Source organism: Glutamicibacter sp., assembly GCF_035257265.1.
In the GTDB taxonomy this organism is placed as follows: domain Bacteria; phylum Actinomycetota; class Actinomycetes; order Actinomycetales; family Micrococcaceae; genus Glutamicibacter.
The window spans coordinates 1-16,777 of record NZ_DATEXC010000050.1 but is presented as its reverse complement, the minus strand read 5'-3'; the positions used below and the strand labels follow the sequence as shown (position 1 = coordinate 16,777).

18 protein-coding genes are annotated in these 16,777 nt (G+C 55.7%); 9 read left to right on the top strand and 9 right to left on the bottom strand.

What is annotated here, in order from left to right; genetic code table 11:
* Positions 1-4: 4 nt before the first annotated feature.
* From VJ369_RS13110 to VJ369_RS13100, 3 genes are all read right to left on the bottom strand, one after another.
* A complete protein-coding gene (locus tag VJ369_RS13110; protein WP_324092513.1) occupies positions 5-421 on the bottom strand; it encodes a DUF6069 family protein in 417 nt (138 codons plus the stop codon).
* Positions 422-558: 137 nt separating this feature from the next.
* Positions 559-888 carry a DUF202 domain-containing protein gene (locus VJ369_RS13105; protein ID WP_324092512.1) on the bottom strand — a complete coding sequence of 110 codons (330 nt, stop codon included), beginning with the start codon at positions 886-888 and terminating at the stop codon, positions 559-561.
* Positions 885-1,268, bottom strand: coding sequence for a YidH family protein (locus VJ369_RS13100; protein WP_105676890.1), 384 nt, complete (start codon positions 1,266-1,268; stop codon positions 885-887). The genes VJ369_RS13105 and VJ369_RS13100 overlap by 4 nt, the downstream gene beginning before the upstream one ends.
* A 205-nt stretch (positions 1,269-1,473) precedes the next feature.
* On the opposite strand from VJ369_RS13100, the gene VJ369_RS13095 reads away from it, so the two are divergent.
* Both VJ369_RS13095 and VJ369_RS13090 read left to right on the top strand, forming a co-directional pair.
* A complete protein-coding gene (locus tag VJ369_RS13095; protein ID WP_324092511.1) occupies positions 1,474-2,520 on the top strand; it encodes an MBL fold metallo-hydrolase in 1,047 nt (348 codons plus the stop codon).
* Positions 2,517-3,866, top strand: a complete 1,350-nt coding sequence (locus VJ369_RS13090; RefSeq protein WP_324092510.1) for an MFS transporter — start codon at positions 2,517-2,519, stop codon at positions 3,864-3,866. The genes VJ369_RS13095 and VJ369_RS13090 overlap by 4 nt, the downstream gene beginning before the upstream one ends.
* Before the next feature lie 39 nt (positions 3,867-3,905).
* Here VJ369_RS13090 and VJ369_RS13085 read toward each other — a convergent pair whose 3' ends face one another.
* The 6 genes from VJ369_RS13085 to VJ369_RS13060 all read right to left on the bottom strand — a co-directional run bounded on the left by VJ369_RS13085 (position 3,906) and on the right by VJ369_RS13060 (position 10,782).
* The gene (locus VJ369_RS13085; RefSeq protein ID WP_324092509.1) at positions 3,906-4,823 is read right to left on the bottom strand and encodes a LysR family transcriptional regulator; all 918 of its coding nucleotides are present in this window, start codon (positions 4,821-4,823) and stop codon (positions 3,906-3,908) included.
* A gap of 196 nt (positions 4,824-5,019) precedes the next feature.
* Positions 5,020-6,252, bottom strand: a complete 1,233-nt coding sequence (locus tag VJ369_RS13080; RefSeq protein ID WP_324092508.1) for an acyl-CoA dehydrogenase family protein — start codon at positions 6,250-6,252, stop codon at positions 5,020-5,022.
* A gap of 50 nt (positions 6,253-6,302) precedes the next feature.
* Complete coding sequence (locus tag VJ369_RS13075) at positions 6,303-7,529, bottom strand: acyl-CoA dehydrogenase family protein (RefSeq protein WP_324092507.1); 1,227 nt, start codon at positions 7,527-7,529, stop codon at positions 6,303-6,305.
* A 239-nt stretch (positions 7,530-7,768) separates the two neighbouring features.
* Entirely contained in the window at positions 7,769-8,017 is a 249-nt protein-coding gene (locus tag VJ369_RS13070; RefSeq protein ID WP_324092506.1) for a hypothetical protein, read from the bottom strand.
* An 86-nt stretch (positions 8,018-8,103) separates the two neighbouring features.
* Positions 8,104-9,165, bottom strand: coding sequence for a CdaR family transcriptional regulator (locus VJ369_RS13065; protein WP_324092505.1), 1,062 nt, complete (start codon positions 9,163-9,165; stop codon positions 8,104-8,106).
* Positions 9,166-9,273: 108 nt separating this feature from the next.
* Positions 9,274-10,782: an aldehyde dehydrogenase family protein gene (locus VJ369_RS13060; protein ID WP_324092504.1), complete on the bottom strand. Its 1,509-nt coding sequence runs from the start codon at positions 10,780-10,782 to the stop codon at positions 9,274-9,276.
* Positions 10,783-10,990: 208 nt separating this feature from the next.
* On the opposite strand from VJ369_RS13060, the gene VJ369_RS13055 reads away from it, so the two are divergent.
* The 7 genes from VJ369_RS13055 to VJ369_RS13025 all read left to right on the top strand — a co-directional run bounded on the left by VJ369_RS13055 (position 10,991) and on the right by VJ369_RS13025 (position 16,739).
* A complete protein-coding gene (locus tag VJ369_RS13055; protein WP_324092503.1) occupies positions 10,991-11,995 on the top strand; it encodes an ABC transporter substrate-binding protein in 1,005 nt (334 codons plus the stop codon).
* Positions 11,996-12,065: 70 nt separating this feature from the next.
* Positions 12,066-12,842 (top strand): ABC transporter permease, encoded by a 777-nt coding sequence (locus tag VJ369_RS13050; protein WP_324092502.1) that lies wholly within the window; start codon positions 12,066-12,068, stop codon positions 12,840-12,842.
* On the top strand, positions 12,835-13,662 hold the full coding sequence (locus VJ369_RS13045) for an ABC transporter permease (protein ID WP_324092501.1): 828 nt from the start codon (positions 12,835-12,837) through the stop codon (positions 13,660-13,662). Before VJ369_RS13050 ends, VJ369_RS13045 begins: the two co-directional genes overlap by 8 nt.
* Before the next feature lie 45 nt (positions 13,663-13,707).
* Positions 13,708-14,514 (top strand): ABC transporter ATP-binding protein, encoded by an 807-nt coding sequence (locus VJ369_RS13040; RefSeq protein WP_188683712.1) that lies wholly within the window; start codon positions 13,708-13,710, stop codon positions 14,512-14,514.
* Positions 14,515-14,516: 2 nt separating this feature from the next.
* Positions 14,517-15,050 carry an alcohol dehydrogenase catalytic domain-containing protein gene (locus VJ369_RS13035; RefSeq protein WP_324092500.1) on the top strand — a complete coding sequence of 178 codons (534 nt, stop codon included), beginning with the start codon at positions 14,517-14,519 and terminating at the stop codon, positions 15,048-15,050.
* Complete coding sequence (locus VJ369_RS13030; protein WP_324092499.1) at positions 15,010-15,627, top strand: zinc-binding dehydrogenase; 618 nt, start codon at positions 15,010-15,012, stop codon at positions 15,625-15,627. The genes VJ369_RS13035 and VJ369_RS13030 overlap by 41 nt, the downstream gene beginning before the upstream one ends.
* Positions 15,628-15,725: 98 nt before the next feature.
* A complete protein-coding gene (locus VJ369_RS13025) occupies positions 15,726-16,739 on the top strand; it encodes an ABC transporter substrate-binding protein (protein WP_324092498.1) in 1,014 nt (337 codons plus the stop codon).
* Positions 16,740-16,777: the final 38 nt, after the last annotated feature.

Genomic DNA, 16,777 nt, shown 5'->3' with positions numbered 1-16,777 from the left:
GTGATTACTTGGTGTGCAGGGCCTTGTTGCCGTAGTGCACGGCAAAGAACCAGCCGGCAGCGGTGATCAAGTGGATGACGCTTAGCGTGATCACTGCGGCAATGTTCCCGGCAACCAAGACGGGGAACACGATCGAAAGAACGGCGATAGCTACGCCGATCCACTGTGCCACCTTGCAAATTCCCGCCCTGCCACGGCCAAGGAGGAATACGATGAGACCAAAGAAAATGATGGGAATCATGGTGAAGGCCAGTACCTGCGCAAAGCCCACGTGTTCGCCGGTGATCTCATCAATCACCATGTCGGCTCCTGCGGAGCTTCCGATGAAAAAGGCAATCACGTTCAGGTAAGCGGTGCCTACTGCGGCAATCAAAACCTGGATAAAGTTAAACGGGCTTTTGGGCTGAGAATCTGGATTCATCCGCTAGGAGTCCCCTCGAAATTAGTTGGGTTATTTCAACTAAGTCTAAAACTCGAGATTACTCACCGTCCCCTCTGCGGCCAGTGAAATCGCTAACACTTCCCGCGAGGCAGGACGTTCAATCGTTAAGACAGTGGTCAGTGTCGGCTAAGCACTAAAAACAGCCCAAAGGCACCCAGAAGAAACAGGGCTATGGTGGTCATCAGTATCGCCACGATGTCCGCGCTAATACGTTCATTCTTAATTCCGAGAGCCATGCGCCGGTACCGGGCACGCTGCGAGGAAAAGATCCCAAATGCCATGACACCCGAGATGCTGATCATCAAGATAATCCCGTAGCCATAGTGCGGAAGCCAGCGCAAAAACACGGCACTCACTACAAGAAATGAGACCAGTGTCCGGGTCCAGGCAAATACCGTTCGCTCTGGCTGCAACCCCGGATCGGTGATCTCGATCGGTTCGTTCATGAGATTCGAGAACTAATAATCATCGCCACCGCGGCTAGTGAAGCGACCACTGCGCCGAAGCCCAGCAGTGGCACAATCGCCGGAATTGGCAGCGGTTTACCCGTACGCATGCTGCGTTCTACGCGAACCCAGCGCACCGCGGCGCCAGCGGCAATAAGCATTCCCACACCAATAATGAGAACCGCAAGCCAGGTACGCACCGGCGAGGGGAACGCTTCTGCAGCAAAGGCTTCCAAGGCAGTACCGCCTGCAAGAAATGCCAGTGAAGTGCGAATCCAGGCGAGGAAGGTGCGCTCATTCGCCAGAGTAAATCGCGGGTCAGGCTCCTGGCCCTTAGGCAAGACCCAGCGCGATAGTCGGCTTCGTTCGTGCTCTGACATGCCCCTCCTTCGGGTGTGGCTTCCGCCCTTAGTACACCATGGGCGCCGCTGATTCTTCGACTGTGTGCAGTTTAGCGTCGCTTTGAAGCATACCGCCCCATTCATAAGAGAAACCGGTGTAGTTTGTAGATAAAAACAGTTTTACGAATGTGATGCAGCGCATAACAATAGAGGAAGGTACTGGAACAACGAAAGGTCGCAGACCATGACCTCCACAAATTTGAATCCCCACGTCGTTACGCTCGGCACAGCCGGTGGACCGCGTTGGTGGACCGGCGAAAACGCAGGCAAGCGCGCAGGCATTGCCACGGCAGTCGTTGTCGGCGACAGCGTCTATCTCGTAGATGCCGGAACCGGGGTAGGCAACCAGCTCATGAAGGCAGGGTTCAGCCCGGCCAATCTGCGTGGCATCTTCCTCACCCACCTGCATTCGGATCACACCATCGACCTCGCCTCGCTGGCGATTTTCGGGCTGTTCACCCTGCCGGCCGATAAAGAGCCGATAGTCATCCTTGGCCCCGGCGAGCGCGGCGCACTTCCACCGGTCTCACCGCGAGCTACCGTGCCACCGGCGGCCTTGTACCCGCAGAATCCAACGCCCGGTACCGCGTCAATGTTTGACCATCTAATGCAGGCCTACGCCACAGACATTAACGATCGAGTCATCAATGCGCTGCGCCCTTCACCACTGGATCACTTCAGCGCCCAGGACATTCAAATTCCTGAAAATACCGGTTATCACCCCAACGATAATCCGACCCCTGAGCAGTTCGAACCCTTTGTCATCTACACCGATGAGCTGGTCACGGTCACCGCGACGCTGGTCAAACATCCACCGATCGCGCCGGCTTTCGCGTTCCGCTTCGATACCGCAGAAGGCTCTGTCACGATTTCTGGAGACACCTCTCCGTGCCAGAACCTGGTCACGCTCGCCAAGGACACCGATTTGTTACTGCATGAGGCTATCGATTTCGACTGGGTGCAACGCGCTTACGGATCCATTGGTACCTTGGAGGCACAGGCCTCCATGGACCACCACCGGCGTGCACACACCTCCGCCGAACAAGCCATTGATCTCGCCGAGCAAGCTGGGGCACGCACCCTCGCCTTGCACCACCTGGTACCCGGCACAACCCCGCTATCGGTATGGCTGGGACATGCGGACAAGTTCTCCGGAAATTACTTGGTTCCCAACGATCTCGATACGATTTCATTCAGCCGGACTTTTAGTGAAATGGCGGCAACCCGATGAGCAACACCATCAACACCCAGCAAAATGCAGCAGGTGAGGAATTGAAGGTTCCATCCCTGAACTCCCCGCAGATGCGTCGCATTCTTGCGTCAAGCTTCATCGGCAGCGCGATCGAGTTCTATGACTTTATCCTCTACGCCACCGCCGCTTCCTTGGTCTTCAACAAGGTGTTCTTCGTCGGACTCACACCGTCCGTAGCGCTTTTCGCTTCCTTCGCCACGCTTGCGGTAGGTTACCTCGCCCGCCCGCTGGGCGGAATAGTCTTTGGCCACTTCGGCGACAAGATTGGCCGCAAGGGTGTCCTGATTACTTCGATGGCAATGATGGGCGGCGCTTCGACATTGATCGGTTTGCTGCCACCAACTGCTCAAGTGGGCATGATTGCACCAATCGCCCTCATCGCACTGCGCATTATCCAGGGTTTGGCCGTGGGCGGCGAATGGGGTGGCGCCATGTTGATGGCATTGGAACACGCGCCCAAGGAACGCCGCGGATTTGCCGCGAGCTTCGCCAATATGGGCGGCCCGGCTGGTGCGGTGCTGGCAACCCTCGCCGTATCAGCTGTCACCCTCATGCCTGAGGACCAGTTCCTCTCCTGGGGTTGGCGCATCCCGTTCCTGATCAGTATTGCGCTGGTTGGCATCGGTCTGATTATTCGTCTCAAGGTCGCCGAATCCCCACTTTTCCTGGCATTGGAAGACAAGGCCGAGGAGCGCAAGACTCCGTTCATGGAAGTCATCACCAAATATCCACGTTCGGTCATTCGCGGAACGCTGGTGGGCATGAGCTCGTACACCGTTCAGGGACTCATGACCGTCTGGGCTATTTCATATGTAGTCGAAGAAGTGGGCATGGACCGCACCGCGGTACTGAACATCAAAGCAATCGGCGCGGCACTGACCGTAGTGGGTATCTGGTTTGCAGCCCGCTATTCCGACAAGCTGGGACGCCGACCGGTGATGATGGCCGGTATCGCCGCCGGAGCAATCATGGCTCTGCCGATTATGTGGATGCTGCAAATGGGAGAACTATGGCTCTTCGCTATCGCACTGTTCATCGCTAACGGCATTATTCAAGCCACAATCTTCGGGCCATTTGGCGCCTTTACCGCGGAGCTGTTCCCCACCCGTATCCGTTATACCGGTGCGTCGCTGGTGTACCAGCTCTCTTCCACGGTGGGTGCCGGGTTTACTCCGATGATTGTCGCAGGGCTGGTCCTGCTTGGCGGAGGAACCCTCTGGATCGCTGGCGGGGTATGGGCCGCAACATTTATTGTTGCCGGACTAGCCATGCGAGGAGTCAAGGAAGGCCGCGAGGCAGACCTCGAGGCTGAAGAGATCTCGTAATACGACGCAGAATTCAGGGTTGGTTGGAGCCGTCGGGCGCTAACCAACCCTGTTTTCCTTTTCTGCGCCAATTTCCTCACAGAAATCAAGGAACGCACGCAACCTCAAACTCGGTCGGGCCGACGCCGTATAGGCGACACAAATGTCACTTTCACCGACCTGCCCTTCAATTTCCAGCGCCGCCAGCGGCAGGCCGTCATAGCTAAGATCTACCGGAGGACGTTGCACCAGAACCGTGTAGCCAAGTCCCCGCGCCACCAACCCGCGTACCGCTTCAAAACTCTGCGAGCTCCAACGCACCTTCGGATCCAGTCCGGACATTCGCAAATTGACCAGTTGATTGTCACGCACCGTGGGGATGTCCAAGGAGACGAAGTCATCCTCGGCTAATTCTGAGAGCCGGACGCTTTTGCGCTGAGCCAACCGGTGATTGCCGCCGACCAGCACGTAGGGACGCCCAGACATCACCCGGCGAAACTCAACGTGGGGCACTAAGTGCCGCGTATGAGTCAACACCGCGTCGAGATGCCCTTGGAGCATTCGTTCTTGAAGCTCTGCGCCATCGCCTTCAACCAGGGTCACCTGCAAATCAGGATTCATGTTGGTAAAACGTTCGCAGATCACCGGAATCCAGAACGCAGCCAAAGAGGAATAGCACCCTATGACCAGCGGTCCGGAGAGTTTTGTTTGGCGCTCAACAATTTGATCTTGCACTTCTTCAGCATGGCGCACCAGTTGTCTGGCGTCGTGGAGGAAATCGGTGCCTACCGCCGTCAAGACCACCCCGCGTGCCCGGCGCCGCACAAGCAGTTGGGAACCAACTACCCGCTCAAGTTCATCCATGGCTTGGGACATCGCTGCCTGCGAAATATGGCTCGCAACAGCCGCTGCAGAGATGGAACCCGTCTCTGCAACAGCGACGAAGTACTGCAGTTGACGCAGGGTGTAGTTGATCACCACCACAGTCTAGCCAGCGTCACGCCACTGCTCTCATTTCCACTTAATCTCGTGGAGTACTTCAATAAATTCATAGCCAGAGGCAGAGGCTTTCCCCTTCGGATCCAACAGATCCTGAACCCAAAAAATCTGAACTTTTAAACCAAGAATGCCCCCGATACCTTGTCAGTGTCGGGAGCATTCATGGTTTAGCTGTTTACTTCGAAGCGCCAATCGCCCACACGCGTGGCAGTTCCGTACCGTTGACCGCGAGGTCACCGATCAAGCGGGCCTTGAATACCCAAGGATTATGGTTGCCTGCGGTACGCGCATTGCGCCAATGCCGATCCAGGTTCTTCGAGGCGCTCGTCGCCGAGGCAGCGAGTGCGTCAAAGGCATGCGTGATGGCTGTGAGCACCAATGGGGTCAACGCCACCTGGGCTTGTGCGGAGGTAAGTTCAGCATAGTCATTTGCTGCTTCATCTTCTTCGGCTGAAATGACTCCAGTCTGCAGCTGAAGCGCACTGTCATAAGCACCCTGCAAAGCATTGGAAACACGTTCCACCGTGGCGGTAGCGGCAAACGCTGCCGCCGACACTTCCCCGATAACCTGCAGGAGTTGCGGATCTTCGCTGGCCACATTTGCGGCCGCGTGGCTGAAAGTACGCTTGCGGTTCTTTAGCTCCAAGGCGAACTCACGCTCCGCAGCCTTGGCGGAACCGGCAAGCACAGCAAGCAATACCTGCTGGTAGAAGGCAGTCTGATATTTAAAGCGCGTGTCAAAGTCGATCAGATTCTCTTCCTCCACGCTCGCGTCGGTAAAAGTTGATGTTCCGGTGCCGGTGGTGCGCTGGCCAAACCCGTCCCAATCCTCAGCCAAAGCGACACCGGGCTGATGAGCATGCACCGCAGCGATCACGCGCTTGCCGGTATCGGTGCGTTCGGCATAGGTGTCAAGCCAGTCGGCAAAGATTGAACCGGTGGAATAGTATTTGGTGCCATTAATCTTGAAGCCGCCGTGACCATCGGGTGTCACCTTGGTGATGACATCCCCTACCTTGACGGTTCCGATTTCGGTCCATGAGTTTCCGACTAACTCGCCGGCCGCAAATCGCGCCAGCCATTTGTCACGGCCTGGCCCGGGAGGAGAAATTAGCCGGTCCTCCACGAAGGCGAAGTGGGAACGCAATGCCTGAGCAATATTTGTATCGGCAGCAGCCAAGTCCACAAAAAGTTCAAAAAGTTCGGGCAGCGTAGCTCCCGATCCCCCATCACTTTCTGCGATGCGCACCGCACCAAAACCTGCGGCAGCAAGTTCGGCAATTTCGGCTCGTGGCAGTTCACCGGAACGATCACGTTCCGCCGCTCCAGCTGCGATCTTCTCAAAGATTGGGTTGAAACGTTCGCGTAGTTGCTTCAGACGGTTGCGGGTTGCGGTCAGGGTGCTCATAAATTCTCCAAAAATCTGCTGTGTACTGTGCTTGATCTGCCGGTGGTGGCTTAGGTGTACAGCGAAATTGGCTGCGCTTCACCGTGCAAGAAATACTGACCCACTTCGATCTTCTTGTAGTCCACCGGATCATGCAGGGAATGTGTGCGTACGTTGCGCCAGTACAGATCTAGCCCAACGTCATTACTAGCTGATGAGGTTCCGGTAACCTCGAAGATTCGATTCGCCACCTCTACTCCGGTTTCGGTGGAAACGATCTTCGCTTCGGCAATCGCTACTGCTAATTCGGCGCGTTCTTCGGCGGTGACTTCTCCAGCCTTGGCTATCAGCAGGTCATAGGCGCGGCCGAGTTTTTCAACGAGCGCTGCAACCGCTGCCGTCCGCGCCTTGAGCTCACCCAAGGTCCGCTGGAAGATCACGTCTCGTGAATAGGTCGGTGCGGAGGAAAGGAACCACGCGTTTTTGCGTCCCAATAGGAGCTGCTTGCCGCGTTCCAACGCCCCTTGGGCAATTCCCAAATAGAAGTTTGCAAAGGCAAGCTGCAATCCAGGAATGAGTAAGGTGGAGACCGGCTCTTCGGTCACTTCACCAAGGATCTCAGTGGTATCAACTCGCACGTTGCTATAACGTACCGAATTCGAAGCGCTGAGCCGCTGTCCCAAGTAATCCCAGTCATCAACGAGTTCTAATCCCTCGCGGCCGGTAGGCAAAACGAAGGCCAAAACCTTCCCATCGTTTTCGCCTCCCTGAACCAGAGCGTTGACGATAATTACTTCACCCACTCCCGAACCGGTGGAAAAACGCTTGGCACCATTAAGCCGGTATCCATCGGCGTCAACGGTGAGCAACAGGGTCGGGTCAACAGGATTGACCGAATCGCCCCACAACCACCCCTGAGCCACGGTACGTTCCCACCAAGCGCCCTGCTGTTCAGCTGGTGCGTAGAACGCGATACCGGTCTGGTTGAAGTAGTGATAGGCAAGCAGCTGTGCAATCGATCCGTCGGCAGTCGCCAGAATGCGTACCGCTTCGAAGGCAGTCTCAAAGTGTCCCCCTGCGCCGCCAAATTCTGCTGGCACCAACAGGTCAAGCAAACCTGAGGATCGCAAGAGCCGCGCCTCGGCATGTGGCTGCTCGTTTTTACGGTCCCGTTCCAGAGCATCTACTGCCAGGCCCTGTGCAACCTCTGTTGCGACCGCACGCCAACGCGTCAGCTCTTCAGGTGTGGCATTGCCGGTAAATGGGGTACGTGCAAGTGCTGCGGTGGCTACTGACATGAGCAAGCTTCCTATTCTCGGGTGGTTGATGGCTTAGACGCTACTGCGTAATCACCGGTCCGTCAGGTGCGTTAGTCATCTGCTTACACCGGCTGTCACCAGACTTCTTATGGCGTCATATTGCTGCTTAGCTGACCGATCTGAGGTCGAAAATTCGACATAAAACGACTCATATAACTGCTCGTTAACTCCCCTTAGGCCGCATGCTTGACAGCAGGAAATCTTCTCGCTTAAAAGAGTCAAGAGACGAGCACCGGTGAGGTCCTCGTCTCTTGAAAAGTATTGGTGCGCCTTAGAGCAGGATCGCCCCAAGAATCCACACGGTGATAAAACCTGCGGTGCCCTGAATAGCGGGTAGCAACACTTAGCGTCTTGTATGCGGTGATCACCGGAATGCGGATCAACTGCGAGACCACCCAGAAGTAGGAGTCATTCGCAGGGGAAACCACCATGGCGCCGGCACCAATCGCAAGGACAGTGAGCACCATACCCATAGGCGCACGAAAAGCAGCACAGGACGGAGTACATCCTGATGAGTTAAGAGCTCGTGACCAGAAGTTAGTTCGTATTGACCTTAGAAAACGTGCAGCTGCCCTAAGGCAATCGAGGCGTAGAGAGAATGCTGCAGGCGCAAGAATTGCGCAGAGTGCCGGATATCAATTCCGGTCAACTGACCCACCCTGTCGATGCGCTGCACGAGTGTGTTTCGATGGATATGCAGATACTCAGCCGCCTCGAGCATGCTATTCGCCGAGGCAATCACCAACAGTGTTCGAGCCTGTTCGGAGTTCACGCTGATGGCTAGATCTGCCAGGGTTTCGAGGTTGCGCTCCGGAGTACGTGCAATGGCCACTGCCACTTCCGGATTCCAGATGCGGCGCGATTCTCGACGAGGTATTAAGTGCGGGCGCCGGCTTAGTATGCGCAACATTTCGGCTTCATTGAGAAGCTGGCTCGCTTTCGCACTTTTCGCTGATTCCAGGTATTTATCGCCATGTGCGATACACGTTTCATCGATGGTCGCCTGGCTTGTACGCAGCCGCCAGTATCCCCCGGAAAGGTAGATCCAGGAGGTTCGCTGCCCGTCGATAGCTTGCTGCTGACTTAAATCCGGACGCGGTTCTTGCGGGATCCACAGTTCCAAGATCCAGGGGGCTCGCAAACCATGGGCGGCCAAGCGTCTGTCGATAAGATCCGCATCGGCGCTGCCAGCGAGTAATGCAGAAATGACGTCGCGAGCTTCGGTTTCACGCCGGCTGCTTCGTCCATGCTCGCGTTCTTGCGCAAAGAGCAATTGCACCGTCAAGGCAATCAAGTTTGCCAGTGGCCGTACTTCACGGGGTGCACCGGTAACGCCAACTACTCCACACAATTGGTCATTGATCACTAAAGGCGCATTTACTCCGGGCTGAGTTCCGGCGGCAGCATCCATCTGCTCAACGTCGACGATACGGTTGCTTCGAATCGCTTCCAGGCTTCCCTCATGGTGCGAGCCGACCCGGGATTGGTCGCTGGAGGCAATGATCGTGCCATGGGAATTCATGATGTTCACGTGACGATTGATGGTCGGGGCAATAGTATCGACGACTTTTTGCGCTAAATCTCCGCTTAGCCTGATCGGTTCTTGCTCTTCCATAGATTCATCGTAGCTGGCTCGCCGGCGGCACCCGCGCTGCGAGGTCTCGGGCAGTACCCGGCTGCTGCTGTTGGCCAGCCCGGGCACCACTGGCGGAAATTGCTAGTGTTAGTCGATTTTGACGGTGACCGACTTTAACGAGGTATAGGCTTCGATTCCTTCTCGTCCGTTTTCATGCCCCCAACCGGAATGCTTAAATCCGCCGAATGGCATGTTCGCGTCCATACCGGATCCGGTATTCACTCGCACGTTTCCGGCCTGAATTTTCTTAGCGAACATCAATGCCTTAGAAATATCCTGACTGAAGATGATTGAGTTCAGACCATAATCGTTGTCGTTTGCACGACGTAGAACGTCCGCCAGCGAGTCTTCATCACTAAAAGTACTCACCGATAGCACCGGGCCAAAGATCTCTTCCTTGGCCACTGTCATTTCAGGCCGCACATTCTTCAGAACCGTTGGCTGCACGAAGAAACCCTCTCCCTCTGCCTTCTCACCACCGGTCACCAGCTCAGCACCATCGGCAATTCCCGCAGCAATATAGCCTAAGACTCGTTCGCGCTGCATTTCGGAAACTAGTGGGCCCAGCTGCGTTGCAGATTCTAGCCCGGAGCCAATCTTCATGCTCTTCGCAAATACTGCTATGCCCTCGATAACCTTGTCTGCCACATCTTCGTGAACGTAGAGACGTGAACCAGCGGCGCAGACCTGTCCCGAATTCGCGAAAATACTCATCGCGGCTCCTGGAATGGCCTTGGCGAGGTCCGCATCGGGATAGATGACCACCGGAGACTTTCCGCCCAGCTCTAAACTCAATCGTTTGAGGTTTCCGGAAGCCGAAGCAAGCAGCCGCTTACCGACTGCGGTTGAGCCAGTGAATGACACCTTGTCCACATCAGGGTGATCGGCAAGCGCCTGTCCGGCGACCGGTCCGAGCCCCTGAACTACGTTGAGAACGCCGGCTGGGATTCCCGATTCGAAGGCAATCTGAGCCAATCTGACCGCGGTCAGCGGGGTTAGTTCTGCCGGCTTGAGGACCACCGTGCAGCCGGCGGCCAGAGCCGGGGCAATCTTCGACATCGCGATGGTGAAAGGCACATTCCACGGAACGATGAGTCCCGCGACACCCAGTGGTTGGCGCAGTGTGTAGGCATGCCAAGTTCCCGGCAAAGAGACCTCCCGCGTCTCTCCGTTGAGCTTCGTCGCCCAACCCGCGTGGTAACGCAGGATCTCAATGCCCATAGGAAGTTCGCCGAAACGAGCCACGTTATATGGCTTGCCGCAATTCAAAGATTCAAGGGTCGCTAATTCTTCAAGATTCTCTTCAAGCGCATCCGCGAAACGATGCAGTGCTCGCTGACGTTGGGCCGGGGTGAATTCAGCCCAGGGGCCCGAGGTGAATGCCTGACGAGCTGCGCTTACGGCGTTGTTCACATCCTCTACCGTGGCCGCGTTGGTCATGGCCAGCAACTTGCTGGTGGAAGGGTCCGTCACTTCCAAATGCTCGCCGCCGCCCGAGATGGATTCACCGTTGATGAACAGCGGAAGCGGAGCCGAGGAGAGCTTTTCGCGTAATAGGTCTGCCATGGGGGCGATGGTGGTTTCGATAGCTGACATCTGAGTTCTCCTAATTCCCTGCGCGAAGCCAAAAGTTCTTCGCATTCAATTTGCTTGTGAGCCTTGCCACATAATCTACTAGAAGATATATTGTGAAACAAGAAATAGATTTTGGTTCGATGTTTGTTTTCACTGTTCCGGATGCAGGGCACACCGGGATTCACTCGCAGGCCAATTATTGGCCGGCCATTTCCAAGGAGACTTTCCCATGGTCAAGAATCGATTCATCACTCGCAAGGCCTTCTCTGCGCTGGCAGTCTCGGCACTCGCAGTGGGCGCATTATCCGCCTGCGGTAGTAGCGAAGAAGCCACCGCGGATGGCCCGACCAAGCTCCGTGTTGCCGTCGCACCCATCCAATTCGAAACCGCATATGTTGCAGATTCTCAGGGATTCTTCGAAGAACAGGGGCTCGATGTTGAAATCGTCAACGGCGCCGATCCCGCAGCCCTGCTAGCTCAGGTGGTTTCCGGGGACGTAGATGTTTCCATTGGTTCATGGATCAACGTCGCGACGTCCTACTCCCAGGGTGTCCCGATTCAGGTCATCGGAGGCAACGGCATGGTCGATGACAAGTCCGATAACTCCGGCGTCTTAGTTGCCAAGGATTCTGATATCAGCTCTCTAGCTGATTTGAAAGGCAAAACCATTGGCGTCGTTGGCGTAAAATCCGGCGGTGACATCCCAGTTCTTCAGGCTCTGGAGGGCGCCGGGGTGAAACTCGACGAAGCCAAGGAAGTAGCAATCCCTTACGCAGGCATGGAAGCCGCACTGGAACAGGGCACCGTGGATGCGGTAGTTCCAGCAGACTCCTTCTACCACCAGATGCTCGATTCGGGATACAAGTCGATCTCCAACCCAGTTCGCGAATACCAGGGCAATATGCCGGTGACCGTCTGGACCGCAAAGAAGGATTGGCTGGATGCAAACGCTGAGACCGCTAACAAATTCCTTAGTGCGATGAAGGAGGCAGTTGCCTTCTACGAAGACGAGGCGAACCTGAAGACCGTTCAGGAAACGCATGCAAAGGTGAATCAGATCGACGTGGCGAAGGCGCCTAAGGAATTCGTTCCTGCAGATGTCACCTTCAACAAGGCCGAAGCGCAGTCCGGCATCGACGCAATGGTCCACTTTGGTCTCGTAGCCAACCCCGTCAGCGTTGATGATGTGCTCTGGGATCAGGCTCCAAGCCGCGAATCCGCAGACAGCAAGTAATTACCGAACTTGGGTGGCGCAAGGGTAATCCCCTTACGCCACCCACTCCCATATCTTTCTAAGGAAAACAATGAAAGAGTCAACGATCTCTCCAGGCCTACTCACGGTCCAGCGCATCGTGGCCATCGGCGTCCTGTTTGGAATCTGGCAGCTGGTCATCGCCTCGGGAACCATGCCTTCAATGCTCCCCGGGGTAACCCAAATTTTCTCCGGGATCGGGGAAACCATCATCAGCCCGCTATTTTGGGAAGCCCTGGGCAAAACGCTCCTCGCAGCCCTCACCGGCTGGGTACTCGCATCCGTCATTGGCGTGATTCTGGGACTGACCATCGGTTCGGTCCGCTTCCTCGATCGCTCCAGCAATATCCTCATTGATTTTGGACGCTCCTTTCCGGTGCTCGCTCTGATGCCAGTGGTGATCATGCTTCTAGGCAGCAACTCGATCATGGAAATCGTGGTCGTGGGACTTTCCTGCTTGTGGCCGGTACTGGTGCAAACGATTTACGGTGCGCGCCGCCAAGAAGCGGCAGTTGCAGATACTGTCGCGGTCTTCCGGATTCCAGTCATGCTGCGTTTCCGTCGAGTATTGCTGCCCTCGGCGATGCCATTCATCGCCACGGGTGTCCGGATTTCCGCGTCCATAGCGATCCTTGTCGCGGTAGGCGTTGAAGTTATTAGCCAGGCGCCAGGCATCGGACGTCAAATCACCTTGATGCAGCAGGCTCAGCGCTGGGACATGGCCTTCGCCTATTTGTTCTTCGCTGGCTTGGTGGGTTGGGGCATCGCTGCGCTGCTGCAACTGGGCGAAAACCGTCTACTGAAATGGAAGAGGCAGAACGATGACTAATTCGACGCTCAAGGCTCCGGCCCCGGCGCTTACTCAACCTCCAGCCCGTAAGCTATCAAACGGCTCGGGCAAGAAGTTAATGACGTCCACGTGGCTCATCGTTGTGGTCGTAGTGATCTGGTGGTTCGCCTCGGCTAACTCAACAAATTTCTTCATCCCTTCATTACAGGAAATCCTCGAATCCTTGGTTCGAGATCTAGGCAATGGAGTGATTCTCGGCGGCGCGTTGTACTCTCTGACAAACCTCTTCGTGGGACTTGCCATCGCGGCGGTTCTGGGCATTGGCGGAGGACTGCTGTTTGGTGAACTCCACTGGCTGCGGCGTATCTTCGATCCGATCATCCACTTCTTCCGCTCGGTTCCACAGGCTGCCTTGGTGCCAATGATTATCGGTGTTTTTGGCATGGGACAGGGCCCCAAAATGGGCACCATTGCCTTCGCCTGCATGTGGCCAATTCTGCTTAACACCATCGATGGCGTGCTCGGCGTGGAACCCACCATCCGGAAATTCTCCAAGGTCTACCGCATTCCGCGGATGTTGCACTTTCGCCGCGTCGTATTACCTGCAGCGTTACCGCAAATTATGGCTGGTGTCCGCGTCGCGCTACCTATCGGCATCACTGTCATGGTGGTCTCGGAAATGTTCGCATCCATTGAAGGTCTTGGCTTCTTCATCTTGAATTCATCGGCAACCTTCAAGGTCCCAGAAACTTGGGCCGGCGCACTGCTTGTTGGCGTTATTGGTTACCTCATTTCTATCCTTTTCGTCTTCGTGGAAAAGCGAGTGCTGCGTTGGTATCACGCCTCCGGCGCGCAGTAGCCAGCCATGATCCCCGAAGATAATTCTTTCCCACAAGGAGCTAACATGACCACCCAGACACCGACCACCGAAGCAACACAAACCGCACCCCTGCTCATGAAGGTTCGCGGCATGTCCATGAGCTATGGCGAGGGTGCCCAAGAAAACAAGATCATTGAGAATCTTGATCTAGATGTCGAATTTGGACAGTTCATCTCGATTGTCGGGCCGTCTGGAGTCGGCAAAACAACCCTGTTGCGTTGCCTCTCCGGCCTCTTGCGTCCGAAGGCCGGCACCATTGAAGTTTCCGGTACTCAGATCTCCGGCCCACACCCAGATCTAGCGGTGGTCTTCCAGGATTATTCCCGTTCGTTGATGCCATGGATGACAACCCGTGAAAATGTTGCCTTCCCGCTACAGGGAAAAGGTATGGGCAAGACCGAACGAAACAACCTTGCTGATGAAAACCTTGCAGCAGTCGGGTTGGCAGGACAGGGAGATAAGTTCCCTTGGGAAATGTCAGGTGGCATGCAACAGCGCGTAGCTATTGCCCGCGCCTTGGCCTACAACGCCAAGGTACTGCTAATGGACGAGCCATTCGCCTCCGTTGATGCGCAGACGCGTTTCGACCTAGAAGATCTGGTCCTAGACCTGCAGCACAAACTTGGGGTCACGATCTTGCTGGTCACCCACGACATTGACGAAGCCTTGTATCTTGCCGACAAGGTTGTGGTGATTGCGGAGAAGCCTGCGACTGTCGTTGATGAAATCATCACCGACTTTGGAGACACCCGCGACCAGTTGGCCACCAAGGCAGATCCACGCTTTGCCGAAGCCCGTGCCCGCATTCTTGTGCGACTGCGTAAGGATTAAAGATGCCAACAATTGCTCGTGCAGCGCTGGCCCGAGGCTTCGACGGAACATTTAGTATCGAAGAAATTCAGATCGATGATCCGCAAGGAGCCGAGGTCCTGATAGAGGTGCGCGCGGTGGGCTTGTGCCAGTCAGATGCGCATCTTTCCAGTATCGATCTGGGGATCCCTGCACCATTGTTGATGGGACACGAGATCTCTGGAATCATCACTGAGGTCGGTGTGCAGACTGCCGGATTAGAAGTTGGCGACCATGTGGTGGCCACCTTGATCCAATATTGCGACAGCTGCACGGCATGCCTCGCCGGTGAGGTCTACCGCTGCGAACAACGTAACCACACCCTGCGGGCAGCGCACGACAAACCGAGGATTACCAGCGATTCAGCGCCGGTTACCCAAATGTTCGGCACCGGAGGTTTTGCCAGTTATGCCCTGGTGCATAGCCATCAGGTAGTGAAAATCCCAAAGAACTTCCCTTTCCCCCCAAGCTGCGGTCATGGCATGTTCTACGTTGACCGGAGCGGGTGCGGTATTTAATACCGCGAAAGTGCGTGCCGGAGAAGCGGTGGCAGTCATCGGCGCAGGAGGTATTGGCCTGAACGCGATTAATGCTGCTCGGATCGCCGGCGCAGCGATCATCATCGCGGTGGATCTGGCGGATGAAAAGCTGGATCTTGCGCGTAGTTTCGGAGCCACCCACACCATCAATGGTGGCACCGAGGATGCTGTCCGTGCGGTCATTGAGCTTACTGCGGGCGGGGTGGACCATGCTTTTGAAATGATCGGACTAGCACCAGCTAGTCTGCAGGCAATCCGCATGACGCGGGTGGCCGGCGATGCTTACCTGGTTGGCCTGCATAAACCGGGTGCGGAACTCGCGTTGGACGCCATGACCGACATCATCCAACCACAACGCACGCTGCATGGAATCTATATGGGCTCATCGAACCCGGAGCGGGACATCCCCCGCTATGTAGAGCATTATCTGGCAGGGCGTCTTGAGCTTGATGGATTGGTGGCTCGGGAGCTGCACATCGACCAGATTAATGAGGGGTTCGCAACCATGAAAAATGGTGGAGCCGTGGCGCGCAGTGTGATCACCAGCTTCAGTTAACCAATCAGGCCTCACCGAGCTAGCTAGCTCGGTGAGGCCTGAAGCAAAGAACTAACAAGCAAATTACCGGGCCACCAGTTTCAGCTGCAAGGAGCATCATGTCATCTAGAAGTTACTCGCCTCGATTCCGCCGTGGAACTACGCTTGCACTCGTTTCCGCACTTGCCCTCATGGGGTTGAGCGCATGTGGTTCTGCGGAACAGTCCGCTGCCGCAGATGGGCCAATCAAATTACGTGTCTCGGTGGCAAATATTCAGTTTGAAACCGCCTATCTTGCCCAGTCTGAAGGTTTCTTTGGGGATCAAGGGCTGGACGTGGAAATCGTCACTGGAGCAGATCCTGCGTCTCAGATTGCACAAACTATCTCCGGAGAAGTCGATATCGCCACGGGCGCTTGGACGAACGTGGCAACTTCGGCTGCTCAGGGCGTCCCGATCAAGGCTGTTGCCGGCAATGGCCTTGTCGATGCGGATATTGATAATTCAGGGGTCATGGTTGCCAAAGACTCTGAAATTAGCTCACTGGAAGACCTCAGAGGTAAAACCGTCGGGGTGGTTGGGATCAAAACCGGAAGCGATATCCCGCTATTTCAGGCGCTAGAGGCCGCAGGGATCAACGAAGGTGAGTTCAGTGAGGTCAGCGTTCCTTACGCCGGCATGCAGGCAGCCTTGGAACAGCACACGGTTGACGCAGTACTCCCGTCCGGAACGTTCTACCAGCAAATGATCGATGCCGGCTTCACGTCGCTCGCAAATCCGATTCGTGAGTTCCAGGGCAATCAACCGGGCACCTTATGGGTTGCCACCGGTCAGTGGCTAGGAACCAATACAGAGACTGCCGAGAAGTTCGTGGACGCGATGCGTGACGCGGTGAGTTTCTATCAGGATCCGGAAAATCTTGAAGCTGTCCGCAAGACGAACGCCGAGGTGAACCAGATCGACATCGACAAGGCACCAACTACCTTCGTCCCGGCGAGCGTTGATTTTAATATTGCTGAATCGCAGTCAGGTTTGGACGCAATGTCGCATTTCGGACTCATTGAGAAACCGGTAACCACCGAAGAAGTGCTTTGGGACAAGGCTCCGCGCAGAGATTCTGCCAGCACTAAATAGTTCTTTTTCTAATGGCGGTGGGGGCTTCGCAAGCGAAG